Here is a 14203-nt window from a genome sequence, read left to right as displayed (position 1 = left end):
GCGTGTACGTGTGCAGTTGCTTCGGCATCACCGAGCAGCAGGTCAAGCAGCACGCGGAGGACGGCGCCTGCACGCCCCGCCAGATCGCCTCGGCCTGCAAGGCCGGCACCGACTGCGGCGGCTGCGTCCGGCGCATTCAGGCCCTGCTCGGCCGCGGCGCCTGCCCCCGCCGGGAGCTGATCGACCGCGGGGTCCCGGCCCTCACGCAGATCCCGCGCATCCCGCGCGCGGAGGACCCGGCCGAGCGCGACGCCGCCTAGGCGCGCCGGACGTCGCGAGCCTCCCGGTGGGACCTCTGCGGCCGCGACGGGACCGGTGGCCACGCCTGGAACCGGAACCGGGGCCGCCGCGGCACCACGACTAGGGCGTCGAGAAGCCGTGCGTGCCGGGACCCGAGGGGTCCGGCTGGCTCTGCTCGATGACCGTCGCGAGGTACAGCGCCTCGCCCAGCTTGTCCACCAGTTCCAGCTGGGTGTCCAGGTAGTCGATGTGGTGTTCCTCGTCCGCGAGGATCGCCTCGAAGATGTTCGCGGACGTGATGTCGCCCTTGTTGCGCATCACGTCCACCCCGCGGCGCAGCCGGTCGATGGCCTCCACCTCGATCTGCCGGTCGGCCCGGAACATCTCGGTCACGGTCTGCCCGACCTGGACGTGGAAGAGCCGCTGGTAGTTCGGCAGTCCGTCCAGGAGCAGGATGCGGTCGGTCAGGAGCTCGGCGTGCCGCATCTCGTCGAAGGACTCGTCGCGGGTGTACTTGGCGAGCTTGGTCCAGCCCCTGTGGTCCTGCAGCTTCGAATGCAGGAAGTACTGGTTGATCGCGGTGAGCTCGGCGGTCAGCTGCTCGTTGAGCAGTTCGATGACCTCGGGGTCGCCTTGCATCCTGCTGGACTCCTTCTGTGCGTCTGAGCCGTTAGCGCCGCATGATTCCACCGCCGCACACAACCGTCCAGTAAGTGCACACTTAGTGCGATATGACCGAATCATCCCGGGGCTGGTCATGTGCACCGCCCCGGGTCTGTCAGGATGGAGTCATGGGTCAGCCGGTGGAACGCGCGTCTGGGGACGCGTCGGGAGCGCAGCCGAGGGGAGCGTCGGGAGGAGCGGCACAGCCGGAGCTTCCACCCGGGCAGCGGCTGCAGCGGGGCTGGCCCGTCACGCACTACGGGCCGGTGCCCAAGTTCCGGCCGGAGCGCTGGGAGTTCCGGGTCTTCGGCGCCACCGCCGACGGTGCGAAGCACTGCTGGAGCCACGAGGAGTTCACGGCCCTGCCGTACGCCACCGTCGTCGCCGACCTGCACTGCGTGACGAAGTTCAGCATGCTCGGCGCCGAGTGGGGCGGTGTCCCGGCCCGTGCGGTCCTGGACATCGCGCCGCCCGCGCCGGGGGTCACCCATGTGATGGCCTGGGCGGAGTACGGCTTCAGCTCCAACCTGCGCCTCGCGGACTTCACCGCCGAGGGCACCTTGTTCGCCACCCACAAGGACGGCGAGCTCCTCACCGCCGAGCACGGCTTCCCGCTCCGCCTGATCGTCCCGCACCTGTACGCCTGGAAGGGCCCCAAGTGGGTGCGCGGCATCGAGTACATGACCGCCGACCGCCGCGGCTTCTGGGAGGAACGCGGCTACCACAACGTCGGCGACCCCTGGAAGGAACAGCGCTACTCCTACCAGGAGGAACCGGGGGACGGCCCCGAGCTGTGACGGGCCCGGAGCGGACCCGTCCCCCCGGCGGGCTGTTCAGCCGTCCCTGAGCTTCTTCAGGCGCTCCACGTCGGCCGCGTGGCCCTCCTTGCCGCCGGGCGTCTCGATGACCAGCGGGACGCCCTCGGTGGCGGGGTGCGTCATCAGGGCGCGGAACGGGTCCTCGCCGATGTGGCCAGCGCCGATGTTCTCGTGCCGGTCCTTGTGGGCGCCGGTCACGTCCTTGGAGTCGTTGGCGTGGATCAGCCGCAGCCGGCCCTCGCCGACGGTCTCCACCAGCAGGTCCAGGGTCCGGTGCATGCCGCTCGGCCCGGTCAGGTCGTGCCCGGCGGCGAAGATGTGGCAGGTGTCCAGGCAGACGCCCAGCTTCGGATGGGCGTCCAGCGCCTCGAAGTACGGGCCGAAGTCCCAGGTGCGCGAGCACAGGGAGGCTCCCTGGCCGGCGGTCGACTCCAGGAGCAGGTACGGGTCGTCGTCGTGGGTGAGCTCGTCGAGCAGCGGCAGCATGTGCTCCCGCACCTGCTTCAGCGCCACCGACCGGTCGCGGCCGCCGGTCGCGCTCCCGGTGTGCACGACCACGCCCAGCGCGCCGATCTCCCGGCCGCGGCGCAGCGAGTGCCTGAGCGACTCCACGGACCGCTCGACGGTCGCCTCGGTGTGCGAGCCGAAGTTGATCAGGTAGGGGGCGTGGACGTACGCCGGGATCGACTCCTCGGCGCAGGCCGCGCGGAACGCCTCGTCCTGCCGCGGGTTGCCCGCGGGCGTGGCCCAGCCGCGCGGGTTGGCGACGAAGACCTGCACGGTCTCGGCCCTCAGCTCACGGGCGTAGGACAGGCCCACGGAGCTCAGCCCGCCCGCGACGGGCACGTGCCCGCCGACGGGGTTGCGGGCGCGGCCGGTGAGGGCGGGAGGGGTGGAGGACTGCTGACTGCTCACCCGTTCAGGGTGTCATGGGTCCGGCGGGCGCCGGCCACGGGCCGTGGTGATCCCGGTCTCGCCGCCCGCCCCGTCCCCACGGGGTCACCTGATGGTGATCGTGATCGTCGATCCCCTGGGCGCCCGGTCGCCGCCGCGCACCGACTGCTTCTTCACGGTGTCGCCGAACAGTCCGAGCAGTCCGCGGTCCTCGTCGGCCTTGAAGCCGGCGTCCCGCAGTTCCTTCTTCGCCTCGTCGACGCTGTCGCCGGTGACGTCCGGCACCTCGACCATCTCCGGGCCCTTGGACAGGGTGAGCGTGACCGTGTCGCCCTCGGCCACCCTGCCGCCGGCGCCCGGTGCCTGCCGGGCGACCTGCCCGTCGTCGAACTCCGAGTTGACCCGCTCGGCGGAGACCTTCACCTTCAGGCCCGCGTCCTCGAGGTCGGAGGTGGCCTGGTCCAGGTCCTCGCCGGTGACGTCCGGCACGTCCACCGGGCGGCCCTTGCTGACCACGAGCGCGATCGCCGAACCGGCGCGCCGCTCGGTGCCCGCCCCGGGGCCGGTGCTGATCACGGAGCCCTTGGCGACGTCCTCGCTGAACGCCCGGCTCACCATGCCCGGCTCCAGCCCGGCCTTCTTCAGCCGGCTGCGCGCCTTGTCGAGCGCCAGGCCCTTCAGGTCGGGCACGCGCACGGTCTCCGGTCCGTCGGAGACCGTGAGCGTCACGGAGTCGTGGCTGCGGATCCGGGCGCCGGCGGCGGGGTCGGTGCTGATGACCGTGCCGCGTTCGACCGTGTCGCTGTAGGCGTGCTTGACCCGCTTCACCTTCAGGCCGGCCTCGTCGAGCCGGTCCCTGGCCTGGGACTCGGTCTTCGCCAGCAGCGGCGGCACCTTCGTGAACTGGCCGGAGTTGATGTACCAGACGCCACCCGCCACGCCGAGGACCAGCAGGACGGCGACGAGGAGCGCGAGCGGACCGCGCCGGGGCCGTCGGCCGCCGGGTCGGTGCGGCCCGCGTCCCGGCGGGACCGGCGGGGACTGGAGCCGGCTGGTGCGGTGCAGGGCCGCTTCCTCGTCCCCGTCGACGGGGAGCCGGCGCGGGACCGTCAGCGCACGGGGTATCACGCTGGTCCGGTCCTCGGCGTTGTCGTGCCGCTCCGTGCGGGCCTGCGGCGGCACGGCGTCGAGCTGGCCGGTGCTCAGCGCCGCACGGGCCTCGCGGGCGAGTGCGAGCAGCGCCACCGCGTCGCGCGGCCGTATGTCCGGGGTGCGCGCGGTGGCCGTCGCGACCAGCCCGTCCAGCTCCCGCGGCAGCCCGGGCACGGCGGCCGACGGGGCCGGCACGTCCTCGTTCAAGTGCTGGTAGAGCACCTGGGCCGGGCTGTCGCCCTGGTGCGGTCTGCCGCCGGTCAGCATCTCGTAGAGGACGACACCGCAGGCGTACACGTCGACGCGGGGATCGGCGGTGCCGTTCTCGATCTGCTCCGGGGCGAGGTAGGAGACGGTTCCGAGGACGGCGCCGGTGGTGTTCGTCACCGTGTCCACGGCCCGCACCAGCCCGAAGTCGGCGACCTTGACCCGGCCGTCGTCCCCTATCAGGACGTTCTCCGGCTTCATGTCCCGGTGCACGAACCCAGCGCGGTGCGCGGCGCCCAGCGCGGCCAGCACCGGCTCCAGGATGTCCAGCGCCGCGCGCGGTTGCAGCGCCCCGCGCTCGCGCAGCACGTCCCGCAGGGTGCAGCCGGCCACGTACTCCATGGCGAGGTAGACATACGACCCGTCGGTGCCCTGGTCGAAGACCTGTACGACGTTCGGGTGGTCGAGGCGGGCGACCGACTTGGCCTCCCGGATGAACCGCTCGACGAAGGAGGCGTCGGCGGCGAGCGTGGGGTGCATCACCTTGAGGGCCAGGACCCGGTCCAGGCGGGTGTCCAGAGCCCGGTAGACCGTCGCCATCCCGCCGACGGCGATCCGCGCGTCGACGCGATAGCGGCCGTCGAGCACCTGCCCGACGAGAGGGTCCTGAAGGGTCGTATCCACGCAGTGGAGTCTACGAGCCGCCACGGACGCCCACGCCTCCCCGCGGAGCCCTGCGGCGGGACTGAAGCCGTCCTGTGACGCTTCACACGCCCGACGGCCCCCGTACCGCTCGGTACACCGCCGGCACGGCCGTCGGGCGGGGGCCCGGGGCCGTGACAGGCGCCCCGGGCGGGTGGCTCGGCAGCGTGCCGGCGTGCGCCGGGGGACCGGTGGCGCGGCAGCGTGCCGGTGCGCCGGGCGGCCGGCGGCGGTGCCGCGGCGCCCCGCCGACGGGTGAGGGGGTCAGAAGGCCGGTCGTTCGGGGTCCAGCCCGGCCAGACCCTCCGTGGGGGAGGACGCCCGGGCGAAGTGGCGTTTCGGGATGCGGCCGGCCAGTCGGGCCAGGCGGCCCGCCGTCACCGCGTGCCGCATCGCCTCGGCCATCAGCACCGGCTCCTGGGCCCGGGTCACCGCCGAGGCGAGCATCACGCCCGCGCACCCCAGCTCCATGGCCAGGGCCACGTCCGAGGCGGTGCCGGCGCCCGCGTCCAGGATCACCGGCACGCGCGCGTGCTCCACGATCAGCTCGAAGTTGTGCGGGTTGCGGATCCCGAGCCCGGAGCCGATCGGCGAGCCCAGCGGCATGATCGCCGCACAGCCCACGTCCTCCAGTCTGCGCGCGAGCACCGGGTCGTCGTTCGTGTACGGCAGCACCGTGAAGCCGTCGTCGACCAGCGTCTCCGCCGCCTCCAGCAGCTCGACCGGGTCCGGCAGCAGGGTGCGCTCGTCGGCGATGACCTCCAGCTTGACCAGATCGGTGTCCAGCGCCTCACGGGCCAGCCGCGCCGTCAGCACCGCCTCGCCCGCGGTGAAGCAGCCCGCCGTGTTGGGCAGCACCCGGATGCCCAGCCTGCGCAGCACCGAGAGCACCGAACCCCGCACCGAGGCGTCGACCCGGCGCATCGCGACCGTGGTCAGCTCCGTGCCGGACGCCAGCAGCGCCCGCTCCAGCGACTCCAGGCTGGACGCGCCGCCGGTGCCCATGATCAGACGGGAGGTGTAGGAGGCGCCACCGAGGACGAAGAGGTCGTCGGCCATGGGTCAGCCTCCCTGGACGGCGGTGAGCACTTCGACGCGGTCGCCCTCGGCCAGAGCCGTGGACGGCCACTGCGCGCGCGGGACGACGGTCTCGTTGAGGGCGGCGGCCACCCCGGAGGACGCCGGGGTCAGGAGCCGCACGACGGTGTCGAGAGCCGTGCCGGGCTCGACGCGGCGGGGCTCGCCGTTGACGGAGATGTTCATACGGGCTGCTCCGTGCGGTCGGCGGCGCGAAAGCGCCGCGGGGAGAAGGGCCGGGCCTCGTCCGGCAGGTCGCCGGTGGTCAGGACGTGCGCCATGGCGTCACCGGTGACCGGCGTGAGCAGCACGCCGTTGCGGTGGTGCCCGGTCGCCAGCAGCAGCCCGGCCAGCTCGGTCGGGCCGAGCAGCGGCGCGTTGTCCGGGGAGCCGGGGCGCAGCCCGGCCCGGGTCTCGGTCAGCGGCAGCTCGGTGATCCCGGGCACCAGCTCGTGCGCGTCGCGCAGCAGCTCGTACACACCGCCCGCGGTCACCGTCGTGTCCCAGCCCAGCTCCTCGCTGGTGGCCCCGACGACCAGTTCGCCGCTGAGCCGCGGCACCAGGTACACGTGGCTGCCGCGCACCACGGCCCGCACCGTACGGCTCAGGAACGGCGCGTACCGCTTCGGCACCGTCAGCCGCAGCACCTGCCCCTTCACCGGCCGCACCGGTGGCAGCACCTCGTCCGGCACCCCCGCCAGCCGCCCGCTGAGGCTGCCCGCCGCGAGCACCACCCGAGCGGCGCCGAGCGCCGTGCCGTCGCGCAGCACGCAGCCCGTGGCCCGGTCCCGCTCCACGGTGAGCCGCTCGGCCCACGAGCGGTGGAAGACCACTCCCGCCCGCTCGCACGCGGCCACCAGCGCGCCGGCCAGCCGCCGCGGATCGATCTGGTGGTCGCCGTCCACCCGCAGCCCGCCGCGCACCCCGGGCGCGAGCATCGGCTCCAGGCGCCGGCAGTCCCGCCCGGACAGCCACTCCGACTCAAGGCCCGACCGGCACTGCAGGGCGTGCAGTTCGCGCAGGTGGGCACGGTCGTCGGCGTCCAGCGCCACGGCGAGCGTGCCGCACCGGCGATAGCCGAGGTCATGACCGGTCAGCTCGGCAAGCTCGGCCGCGAAGTCCGGATAGCGGCGGGCCGAGGCCAGGTTGAGTCCGAGCAGTGTCTCCTCGCCGAAGTGCAGTTCCGTGACGGCGGCCAGCATCCCGGCGGCGACCTGCGCGGCCCCGCCGCCCGGCTCGGGATCGACCACGGCCGTGGCGAACCCGCGCTGCGCCGAGCGCCAGGCCGTCACGAGCCCGATGATCCCGCCCCCGACGACGAGGACGTCCGGCGTACGTGGCAACGACATGGGCGTCCAGCCCCTCCCTTCGCCGGCATGACCCGGATCAGGTTCGTACGGTCGGAGGCCGCCAGCCTCCCTCTCAGCCCGGTGCGTCCGGGCTCCCGCGAGTGCTTGTACGGTGGCCACCCTAGCCTGCGCAGCAACGATTCTGTAAAGGGAGTCTCCCGCCATGTCACGCTCGTTGGACGGTCTCGTCCTCGCCCCCGTCGCCGACCAGGCCCCGGGCCAGGTGGGCACCCGGACCCGCTTCGTCTACCACGAGAAGGACGGGGAGATCTGGGCCGAGTACGCGGGCGGCGACGTCGTACGCGGCCATCTGGTGGGTACCCGGGAAGGGGACCGGCTGGACTTCCGGTACGTCCAGCTCAAGCACGACGGGACCACGTCCAGTGGGCACTGCGAGTCGACGGTGGTCGAACTGCCCGACGGACGGGTGCGGTTGGAGGAGAGCTGGGAGTGGGAGTCGCAGCCGGGCAGCGGGACGAGCGTGGTGGAGCAGGTCGGATAGCCGACCGGCTGTGCGGCAGGTCACCGCGCACGCCCTCTGCCTGACAGACCGTCAGTTGACTATGGTGATCAGGTGAGCGACCAGACGCAGGAACAGGGCACGTCACAGCCGCGGCGCGTGGTCGTCGTGGGCGCGGGGATGGCCGGCGTGCAGACCGCCGTCGCCCTGCGCGAGCAGGGCTTCGCCGGCGACGTCACCCTCATCGGCGCCGAACCCCACCAGCCCTACGACCGGCCGCCGCTGTCCAAGGCCGTGCTGCTCGGCAAGGCCGAGGGGTCCGCCTTCGACGTCGACTTCGAGGCGCTCGGCCTCGAACTGCGGCTCGGCCGCGAGGCGCTCGCCGTCCGCCCCGAGGCGCATGTCCTGGACACCTCCGCCGGGCCGGTGCCGTACGACGTCCTGGTGCTCGCCACCGGCGCCGAGCCGATCCGGCTGCCGGGCGCCGAAGGCGTCCCGGGCGTGCACCTGTTGCGCACCCTGGACGACGCCGAACGACTGCGGCCGGTCCTCGCCGAGCAGCACGACGTGGTGGTCGTCGGCGCCGGCTGGATCGGCGCCGAGTTCGCCACCGCCGCGCGCGAGGCGGGCTGCGCCGTGACGGTGGTGGAGGCCGCCGACCGCCCGCTGGCGGGCGCGGTGCCCGCCGAGGTGGCCGCGCCCATGACCGCCTGGTACGCCGACAGCGGCGCCGAGCTGCGCACGCACACCCGCGTGGAGCGCGTCGAGCCCGGCGCGGTGGTGCTCGACGACGGCTCGCGGCTGTCCGCGGGCGCCGTCGTCGTCGGCATCGGCGCCCGTCCCGCCACCGCCTGGCTCGCCGGCAGCGGCATCGAGCTGGGGGAGCGGGGGGAGGTACTGGCCGACGACCGTCTGCGCACCTCCGTGCCGGACGTGTACGCGGTCGGCGACTGCGCCTCCTTCCCCTCGGGGCGGTACGGCGAGCGTCTGCTGGTGCACCACTGGGACAACGCGCTCCAGGGGCCGCGCACGGTCGCCGCCAACGTGGTCGGTCTGACCCCGGCGGTCTACGACCCGGTGCCGTACTTCTGGTCCGAGCAGTTCGGCCGGTTCGTGCAGTACGCCGGCCACCACACCGCCGCCGACACACTGCTCTGGCGCGGCGAGCCCTCCGGGCCGGCGTGGACGGTCTGCTGGCTGCGCGAGGGCCGGCTGGTCGCTCTGCTGGCGGTCGGCCGACCGCGCGATCTCGCGCAGGGCCGGCGGCTGATCGAGGCCGGCGCGGTGATGGATCCGGAGCTGCTGGCGGACCCGGCGCGACCGCTGAAGGCGGCGACCGCGTAGGTCTTCACACCGGGTGACGTCCTCCCGGGCGGGCGGGGCTGACTTCCGACTGTCGGTGGCAGATGGCACGCTTGGTTCCGTGACCGAGATTGACGCCAAGATCGATGCTCTAGTGCCCACCTGGCTCACCCTGCCCGACATCGCCGAAATGCTCGGCGTCGAGGTGACAAGGGTGCGGCAGCTGGTCAAGGAGGGCCAGCTCATCGCCGTACGCCGGGGTGAGAACCGGGCCCTGCACGTCCCCGCCGCCTTCATCGACGACGACAAGGTCGTCAAGGGCCTGTCCGGGACCCTGACGCTCCTGCGTGACGACGGCTTCACGGTCGAAGAGATGATCGAGTGGCTGTTCACCCCCGACCCGACCCTGCCCGGCACTCCCGCGCAGGCCCTGAGCGAGAATCGCGGCACGGAGGTGAAGCGCCGCGCCCAGGCGCTCGCCGTCTGACCGGGTGACCGCGTCCGGCGTACGGGCCGCGGCTCCGGCCGGGCCGTGGGCCCGCCCGGGCCGCGGCCCGTACGCCTCCACCACACCGCCGGCGGCGCGCCGGCGTGCCGCACGGCACAGCACCGACACCGGGGGGACCCACACATGTCCGACACCGCAGCCGCCCGCGACCGGCTCGCCGACGCGCGCCTGTACCTGTGCACCGACGCCCGCAGGAGCCAGGGCGACCTGCCCGAGTTCCTCGACGCGGTGCTGGCCGGCGGAGTGGACGTCGTGCAGCTGCGGGACAAGGGCATGGAGGCCGGGGAGGAACTGGAGCACCTGGAGGTGTTCGCCGACGCCTGCGCCCGCCACGGCAGGCTCCTCGCGGTCAACGACCGCGCGGACGTCGCCCACGCCGCCGGCGCCGACGTCCTGCACCTCGGCCAGGGCGACCTGCCGGTTCCGGCGGCCCGCGCGATACTCGGCGACGACGTCCTGATCGGCCGCTCCACGCACGCCGAGGCCGAGGCGGCCGCGGCCGCGACGCAGGACGGCGTGGACTACTTCTGCACGGGCCCCTGCTGGCCCACCCCCACCAAGCCCGGGCGCCCCGCCCCCGGTCTCGGTCTGGTCCGGTACACCGCCTCCCTGGGCACCGACCGCCCCTGGTTCGCCATCGGCGGCATCGACCTCGGCAACCTCGACGAGGTGCTGGAGGCCGGCGCCCGGCGGGTCGTCGTGGTGCGGGCCGTCACCGAGGCCGACGACCCCGGCGCGGCCGCGGCCGAGTTCGCCAAGCGGCTGCGGCAGTTCGCCTAGGGCCGGGCCCGTCCCGCTCGCCCGGCGGCCGGCCGAGCCCGCTCCGACCGGCAGTGCCGGCCCGGCGGCCGTGGCGGAGCCCGCCCCGCCGGCCGTGCCCGCGCGGCCGGCCGTTGCCTCCCGCCCGGCCTCCGGACGCGAGCCGGCCCCACGGTCGGCTTCCGGGCCCGCGGTGTCCGATGGGTGGACAAGAAGACGACAATTCGGTCAAATTTCCGGTGCCCGGTTGGGGGACCGCCGCCCTGTGGATAGCCTGCGACTATGGCCCTCGGAACCGCATCCACCAGGACTGATCGCGCACGCACCGTGCGTGACATGCTCGCTGCCGGCAAGAGCACCTACTCGTTCGAGTTCTGGGCACCGAAGACGGAGAAGGGCGAGCGCAACCTGTGGAACGCGCTGCGCAGGGTCGAGGCGGTCGCCCCCGACTTCATCTCCGTGACGTACGGCGCCGGCGGTTCCACCCGCGCGGGCACGGTCCGGGCGACCCAGCAGATCGTCGCCGACACCACGCTCACGCCGGTCGCCCACCTCACCGCCGTCAACCACTCGATCGCCGAACTGCGCAACATCATCGGCCAGTACGCCGACGCCGGGATCCGCAACATGCTCGCCGTGCGCGGCGACCCGCCGGGCGACCCGATGGCCGATTGGGTCCCGCACCCGCGCGGGCTGACCTACGCGGCCGAACTCGTCCGGCTCATCAAGGAGTCGGGTGACTTCTGCGTCGGCGTGGCGGCCTTCCCGGAGATGCATCCGCGCTCGGCCGACTGGGACACGGACGTCGCGCACTTCGTGGACAAGTGCCGCGCGGGCGCCGACTACGCCATCACCCAGATGTTCTTCCAGCCGGAGTCCTATCTCGCGCTCCGCGACCGGGTCGCCGCCGCCGGCTGCGAGACCCCGGTCATCCCCGAGGTCATGCCGGTCACGAGCGTGAAGATGCTCGAACGGCTGCCCAAGCTCAGCAACGCCGCCATCCCCGACGCCCTGAAAGAACGCATCCTCGCGGCGAAGGACGATCCAACGGCGGTACGCTCCATGGGGATCGAGTTCGCCACCGAGTTCTGCGCGCGGCTGCTGGCCGAAGGAGTGCCCGGACTGCACTTCATCACGCTCAACAACTCCACGGCGACCCTGGAAATCTACGAGAACCTGGGCCTGCACCACCCGCCGCGGGCCTAGACCGGCCGTACCCGCGTACGACACACTGCGGAGCGGCCACTGGGAGAGGGGCGTACATGGGCTGGACGGTCCTCTACATCGCGTTCGGCATCGTCGCGCTGTGGCTGCTCGGCGAGGTGCTGCTGCAGTACAAGGCGCGGCTGCGCTGGCGGCTCCTGGCGTTCGCCGGGTTCCTGTGCGTCGTACTCGGCGTGCTGATGCCCTCCGTCCTGGTCATCGGCCTGGGCACGGCCGCCTTCGCGGTGGGGCAGACCTATGTGACGCTGTCCTTCCGCCGGGGTTTCGCGGCGGGTTGGGCGGTCAGCCGGCCGGGGCCGGACGGTGAGGGCGCCAAGCGCCGCCGGGGCAGGGCCGAGCGGAAGAACAAGGAAGCGGGCCCGGAGACCGCCGGAGTCGAGACGGCCGTCGCCGACGGCGGCTTCGACGCCGCGGACACCGTGCGGGGCACGGACGCCACCGGCCACGCGGACGGCCCGGACACGGCGGGCGGCCTGCCCGGCGGCGACGCTCACGTCCCGGCCTACGGGCACGACGACGACCTCGACCGCGACGACGTGTTCACCCCCGTCCGCCCGGTCGAGCCCGCGGCGGCCGGGGCCACCACCGCCGTCTACGAACCGCTGCCGCTGCCCGACGACACCGGCTCCTACGGCGTCTACGGAACCCAGGAGCACTACGCCGCCGCCCAGGGCGCCGACCAGGGCTACGGATACGACTACTCCGGCTACGGGCAGCAGGGTTACGGCTACGACGGCAGCACCGGCCAGCCGGGCCACGCCGGTTACGCCGACCCGTACGGCGGCGACCAGACCACCTACGGCGGCGCCTCCTACGACACCCCCTACGCCACGCAGGACCCGTACGCCACGGGTGGTTACGGCGGAGAGACGCCGGCCGGCGGGGTGTGGGTCCCGCAGCAGCGCGGGGACGGCTCGCCCGGCGGCGGGCTCCCGCCGGAGCAGCCTCCCTACCCGTACCAGGGCAACGGGCAGGGCCAGACGCAGCACGGCGCCGGCTTCGACGAGCAGTACCGCTTCTGAGGACCGTCCCACCGCCGTCCCACCGCCGGGCCGGGGCCGGGCCGGCCCCGGCCTACCGCCGGAGCGGACGTGCGAGTCCCGGGAGTCGTCGGCACGGCCCGGCGGCCGGGTCCGGCTCACCGCCGGAGCGGGCCGAGCGCCGGGCCGTGCTCACTGCGAGCCGCGGAACTCCGGCCCCTCCACGATCAGTCCGGCCACCAGCGCCCCCGACATCCCGGCGTGCGGCAGCCCGCCTCCCGGGTGCGACCAGCCGCCCACGGCGAACAGCCCCCGAACCCCAGTGGTGTTGGCGGGGTGCAGCAGCCGTCCCCGAGCGGCGGCCAGCGCGGGCGGCGGCACCGCTCCTCCCGCCGCCCCGGTCTCCCGGGCGATGTCGGCCGGAGTGCGGACCTCGTGCCACAGGAGCCGGTCGCGCAGTCCGGGCACGGCGCGCTCGGCGACCGCGATCATGTCTCGGACGTGGTCGTCGAAGCCCTGCTCCTCGGCCCGGCCCCCCGCACCGGGCCGAGCGGGCACGAGCGACGTCAGCGTCACCGCCTCGTGGCCGGCGTCCGGAACCAGGCCCGTGTCGTCGGGCCGCAGAACGGTCACGGTCGGGCGGGCGGCCGTCCCCGACGGCGTGCCGAACAGCCCCTCCAACTCCGCCTCGCGCTCCGGTGCGTGCACCACCGTGCGATGGGCGGTCCCCTCGGGACGGCCGCCGCGCAGCGCCAGCAGCACGGTCAGGCGGCTCGGCAGCCCGTGCCGCGGCGGCACCGCTCCGCCGTCGCGCACCGCGGCGCCCCCGACGAAGCGGCTCAGCTCCTCCGGCGGGACACCGGCGACCACGAACTCGGCCTCCGCCGTGCTCCCGTCGGCCAGCTCCACGCCCGCCACCCGGCCGCCGCGCACCAGGACCCGCGCGACCTCGGCGCCGAAGGCGAACGCCACCCTGCGGGCCAAGCACCGCTCGTGGACCGCGCGGGCCAGTTCGCGCAGGCCGCCACGGACGTACCAGATGCCGAAGGCGTGCTCCATGTACGGCAGCACGGCCGCGCTCGCCGGAGCGGTCCGGGGATCGAGGCCGTAGGCGAGCGCGTGGCTCTCCAGCAGCGCGGCGAGACGGGGGTCGCGCAGCTCCCAGGCGCCGACCTCGGCGAGCGTGGCGGCCCGCCGGGTGCGCAGCAGCCGCTTGTGCGGCACCGCGGGGTAGGGCTCCCGTTCGGCCAGCACCGACCAGTTGGGCCACAGCGGCTCCTCCAGGAGCGGCCTGCGGGTACGGTCCCAGGCCTCGCGCGCCCGCACCAGGAAGTCGCCCCAGCGCTGCCCGGCCCCCGCCCCGAGCGCCTCGTCCAGCGCGGACACGACACCCGCGCGCGAGGCGTTGGGCAGCGCCACGGTCGTGCCGTCCGCGAAGACGTGCCGTGCCGACGGGTCGACCTGGACCAGGTCGACCCGGTCCTCCAACGGCTCCTTGCCGGTCTTGACGAACAGGTCGCGGTAGACCGCGGGCAGCGGGAGCAGTCCCGGGCCGGTGTCGAAGGCGAAGCCGTCCCGCTCGAAGCGGCGCACCGCGCCGCCGAAGGTCTCCGTACGTTCGTACACCGTCACCCGGTGGCCCGCGACGGCCAGCCGGGCGGCGGCCGCCATCGCGCCCAGCCCGGCGCCGATCACCGCAATCCGTGCCATGCCGGCGACTTTATCGGCCACCGCGGGCAACCCCCGCTCCGGGGCGGTGACCAGCGGGTTCCGCGGTCGGTGGCGCGCTGTCCGGGGCGGGCGCCCAGGGCTGAGTACGGGTACCTAGGCACGGAGATGAGTACGCGCGCGGATGGGGCCCGGCCCGC

The 14203-nt window shown here is 74.0% G+C and carries 15 protein-coding genes and 1 riboswitch; of the genes, 8 read left to right on the top strand and 7 right to left on the bottom strand.

The annotated features are described in order from the left end of the window. Nucleotides 1-2: 2 nt before the first annotated feature. The gene (locus ACF061_RS01635) at nt 3-260 is read left to right on the top strand and encodes a bacterioferritin-associated ferredoxin (RefSeq protein WP_392264768.1); all 258 of its coding nucleotides are present in this window, start codon (nt 3-5) and stop codon (nt 258-260) included. A gap of 100 nt (nt 261-360) precedes the next feature. Here the strand turns inward: ACF061_RS01635 and bfr are convergent, their stop codons facing one another. Then, nucleotides 361-879: a bacterioferritin gene (bfr, locus tag ACF061_RS01630; protein WP_392264767.1), complete on the bottom strand. Its 519-nt coding sequence runs from the start codon at nt 877-879 to the stop codon at nt 361-363. A gap of 152 nt (nt 880-1031) precedes the next feature. Here bfr and ACF061_RS01625 point away from each other — a divergent pair, with 152 nt between their 5' ends. Next, on the top strand, nt 1032-1700 hold the full coding sequence (locus ACF061_RS01625) for a sulfite oxidase-like oxidoreductase (protein WP_392264766.1): 669 nt from the start codon (nt 1032-1034) through the stop codon (nt 1698-1700). 36 nt (nt 1701-1736) lie between these two features. Here ACF061_RS01625 and ACF061_RS01620 read toward each other — a convergent pair whose 3' ends face one another. From ACF061_RS01620 to thiO, 5 genes are all read right to left on the bottom strand, one after another. Continuing rightward, a complete protein-coding gene (locus ACF061_RS01620) occupies nt 1737-2636 on the bottom strand; it encodes a deoxyribonuclease IV (RefSeq protein WP_392264765.1) in 900 nt (299 codons plus the stop codon). A gap of 84 nt (nt 2637-2720) precedes the next feature. Continuing rightward, the gene (pknB, locus tag ACF061_RS01615; RefSeq protein WP_392264764.1) at nt 2721-4658 is read right to left on the bottom strand and encodes a Stk1 family PASTA domain-containing Ser/Thr kinase; all 1938 of its coding nucleotides are present in this window, start codon (nt 4656-4658) and stop codon (nt 2721-2723) included. Nucleotides 4659-4940: 282 nt separating this feature from the next. Next, nucleotides 4941-5735 carry a thiazole synthase gene (locus ACF061_RS01610; RefSeq protein ID WP_392264763.1) on the bottom strand — a complete coding sequence of 265 codons (795 nt, stop codon included), beginning with the start codon at nt 5733-5735 and terminating at the stop codon, nt 4941-4943. 3 nt (nt 5736-5738) lie between these two features. Continuing rightward, entirely contained in the window at nt 5739-5939 is a 201-nt protein-coding gene (gene thiS / locus ACF061_RS01605; protein WP_392264762.1) for a sulfur carrier protein ThiS, read from the bottom strand. Then, nucleotides 5936-7102, bottom strand: a complete 1167-nt coding sequence (gene thiO, locus ACF061_RS01600) for a glycine oxidase ThiO (protein ID WP_392264761.1) — start codon at nt 7100-7102, stop codon at nt 5936-5938. Before thiO ends, thiS begins: the two co-directional genes overlap by 4 nt. Beyond that, a riboswitch (TPP riboswitch) is annotated at nt 7100-7211 on the bottom strand. Its footprint overlaps the gene before it by 3 nt. A gap of 54 nt (nt 7212-7265) precedes the next feature. On the opposite strand from thiO, the gene ACF061_RS01595 reads away from it, so the two are divergent. The 6 genes from ACF061_RS01595 (at nt 7266) to ACF061_RS01570 (ending at nt 12377) form a co-directional block, all read left to right on the top strand. Beyond that, nucleotides 7266-7604 (top strand): hypothetical protein, encoded by a 339-nt coding sequence (locus tag ACF061_RS01595; protein WP_392264760.1) that lies wholly within the window; start codon nt 7266-7268, stop codon nt 7602-7604. A 72-nt stretch (nt 7605-7676) separates the two neighbouring features. Continuing rightward, entirely contained in the window at nt 7677-8906 is a 1230-nt protein-coding gene (locus ACF061_RS01590; RefSeq protein WP_392264759.1) for an NAD(P)/FAD-dependent oxidoreductase, read from the top strand. Nucleotides 8907-8985: 79 nt separating this feature from the next. Then, nucleotides 8986-9351 carry an Rv2175c family DNA-binding protein gene (locus ACF061_RS01585; RefSeq protein ID WP_392264758.1) on the top strand — a complete coding sequence of 122 codons (366 nt, stop codon included), beginning with the start codon at nt 8986-8988 and terminating at the stop codon, nt 9349-9351. Between the two features lie 144 nt (nt 9352-9495). Beyond that, a complete protein-coding gene (gene thiE, locus ACF061_RS01580; protein ID WP_392264757.1) occupies nt 9496-10152 on the top strand; it encodes a thiamine phosphate synthase in 657 nt (218 codons plus the stop codon). Nucleotides 10153-10413: 261 nt separating this feature from the next. Continuing rightward, the gene (gene metF / locus ACF061_RS01575; RefSeq protein WP_392264756.1) at nt 10414-11337 is read left to right on the top strand and encodes a methylenetetrahydrofolate reductase [NAD(P)H]; all 924 of its coding nucleotides are present in this window, start codon (nt 10414-10416) and stop codon (nt 11335-11337) included. Between the two features lie 56 nt (nt 11338-11393). Continuing rightward, nucleotides 11394-12377 (top strand): hypothetical protein, encoded by a 984-nt coding sequence (locus ACF061_RS01570; RefSeq protein ID WP_392264755.1) that lies wholly within the window; start codon nt 11394-11396, stop codon nt 12375-12377. Nucleotides 12378-12527: 150 nt separating this feature from the next. On the opposite strand, the gene ACF061_RS01565 is transcribed toward ACF061_RS01570, so the two are convergent. Then, nucleotides 12528-14045, bottom strand: a complete 1518-nt coding sequence (locus ACF061_RS01565) for a phytoene desaturase family protein (protein ID WP_392264754.1) — start codon at nt 14043-14045, stop codon at nt 12528-12530. Between the last annotated feature and the right edge of the window lie 158 nt (nt 14046-14203).

It is taken from the genome of Streptomyces sp. NPDC015220, from assembly GCF_043079345.1.
Lineage (GTDB): Bacteria > Actinomycetota > Actinomycetes > Streptomycetales > Streptomycetaceae > Streptomyces.
Note: the sequence above shows the minus strand (reverse complement) of the source record. Positions and strands in the feature narration are given on the sequence as shown.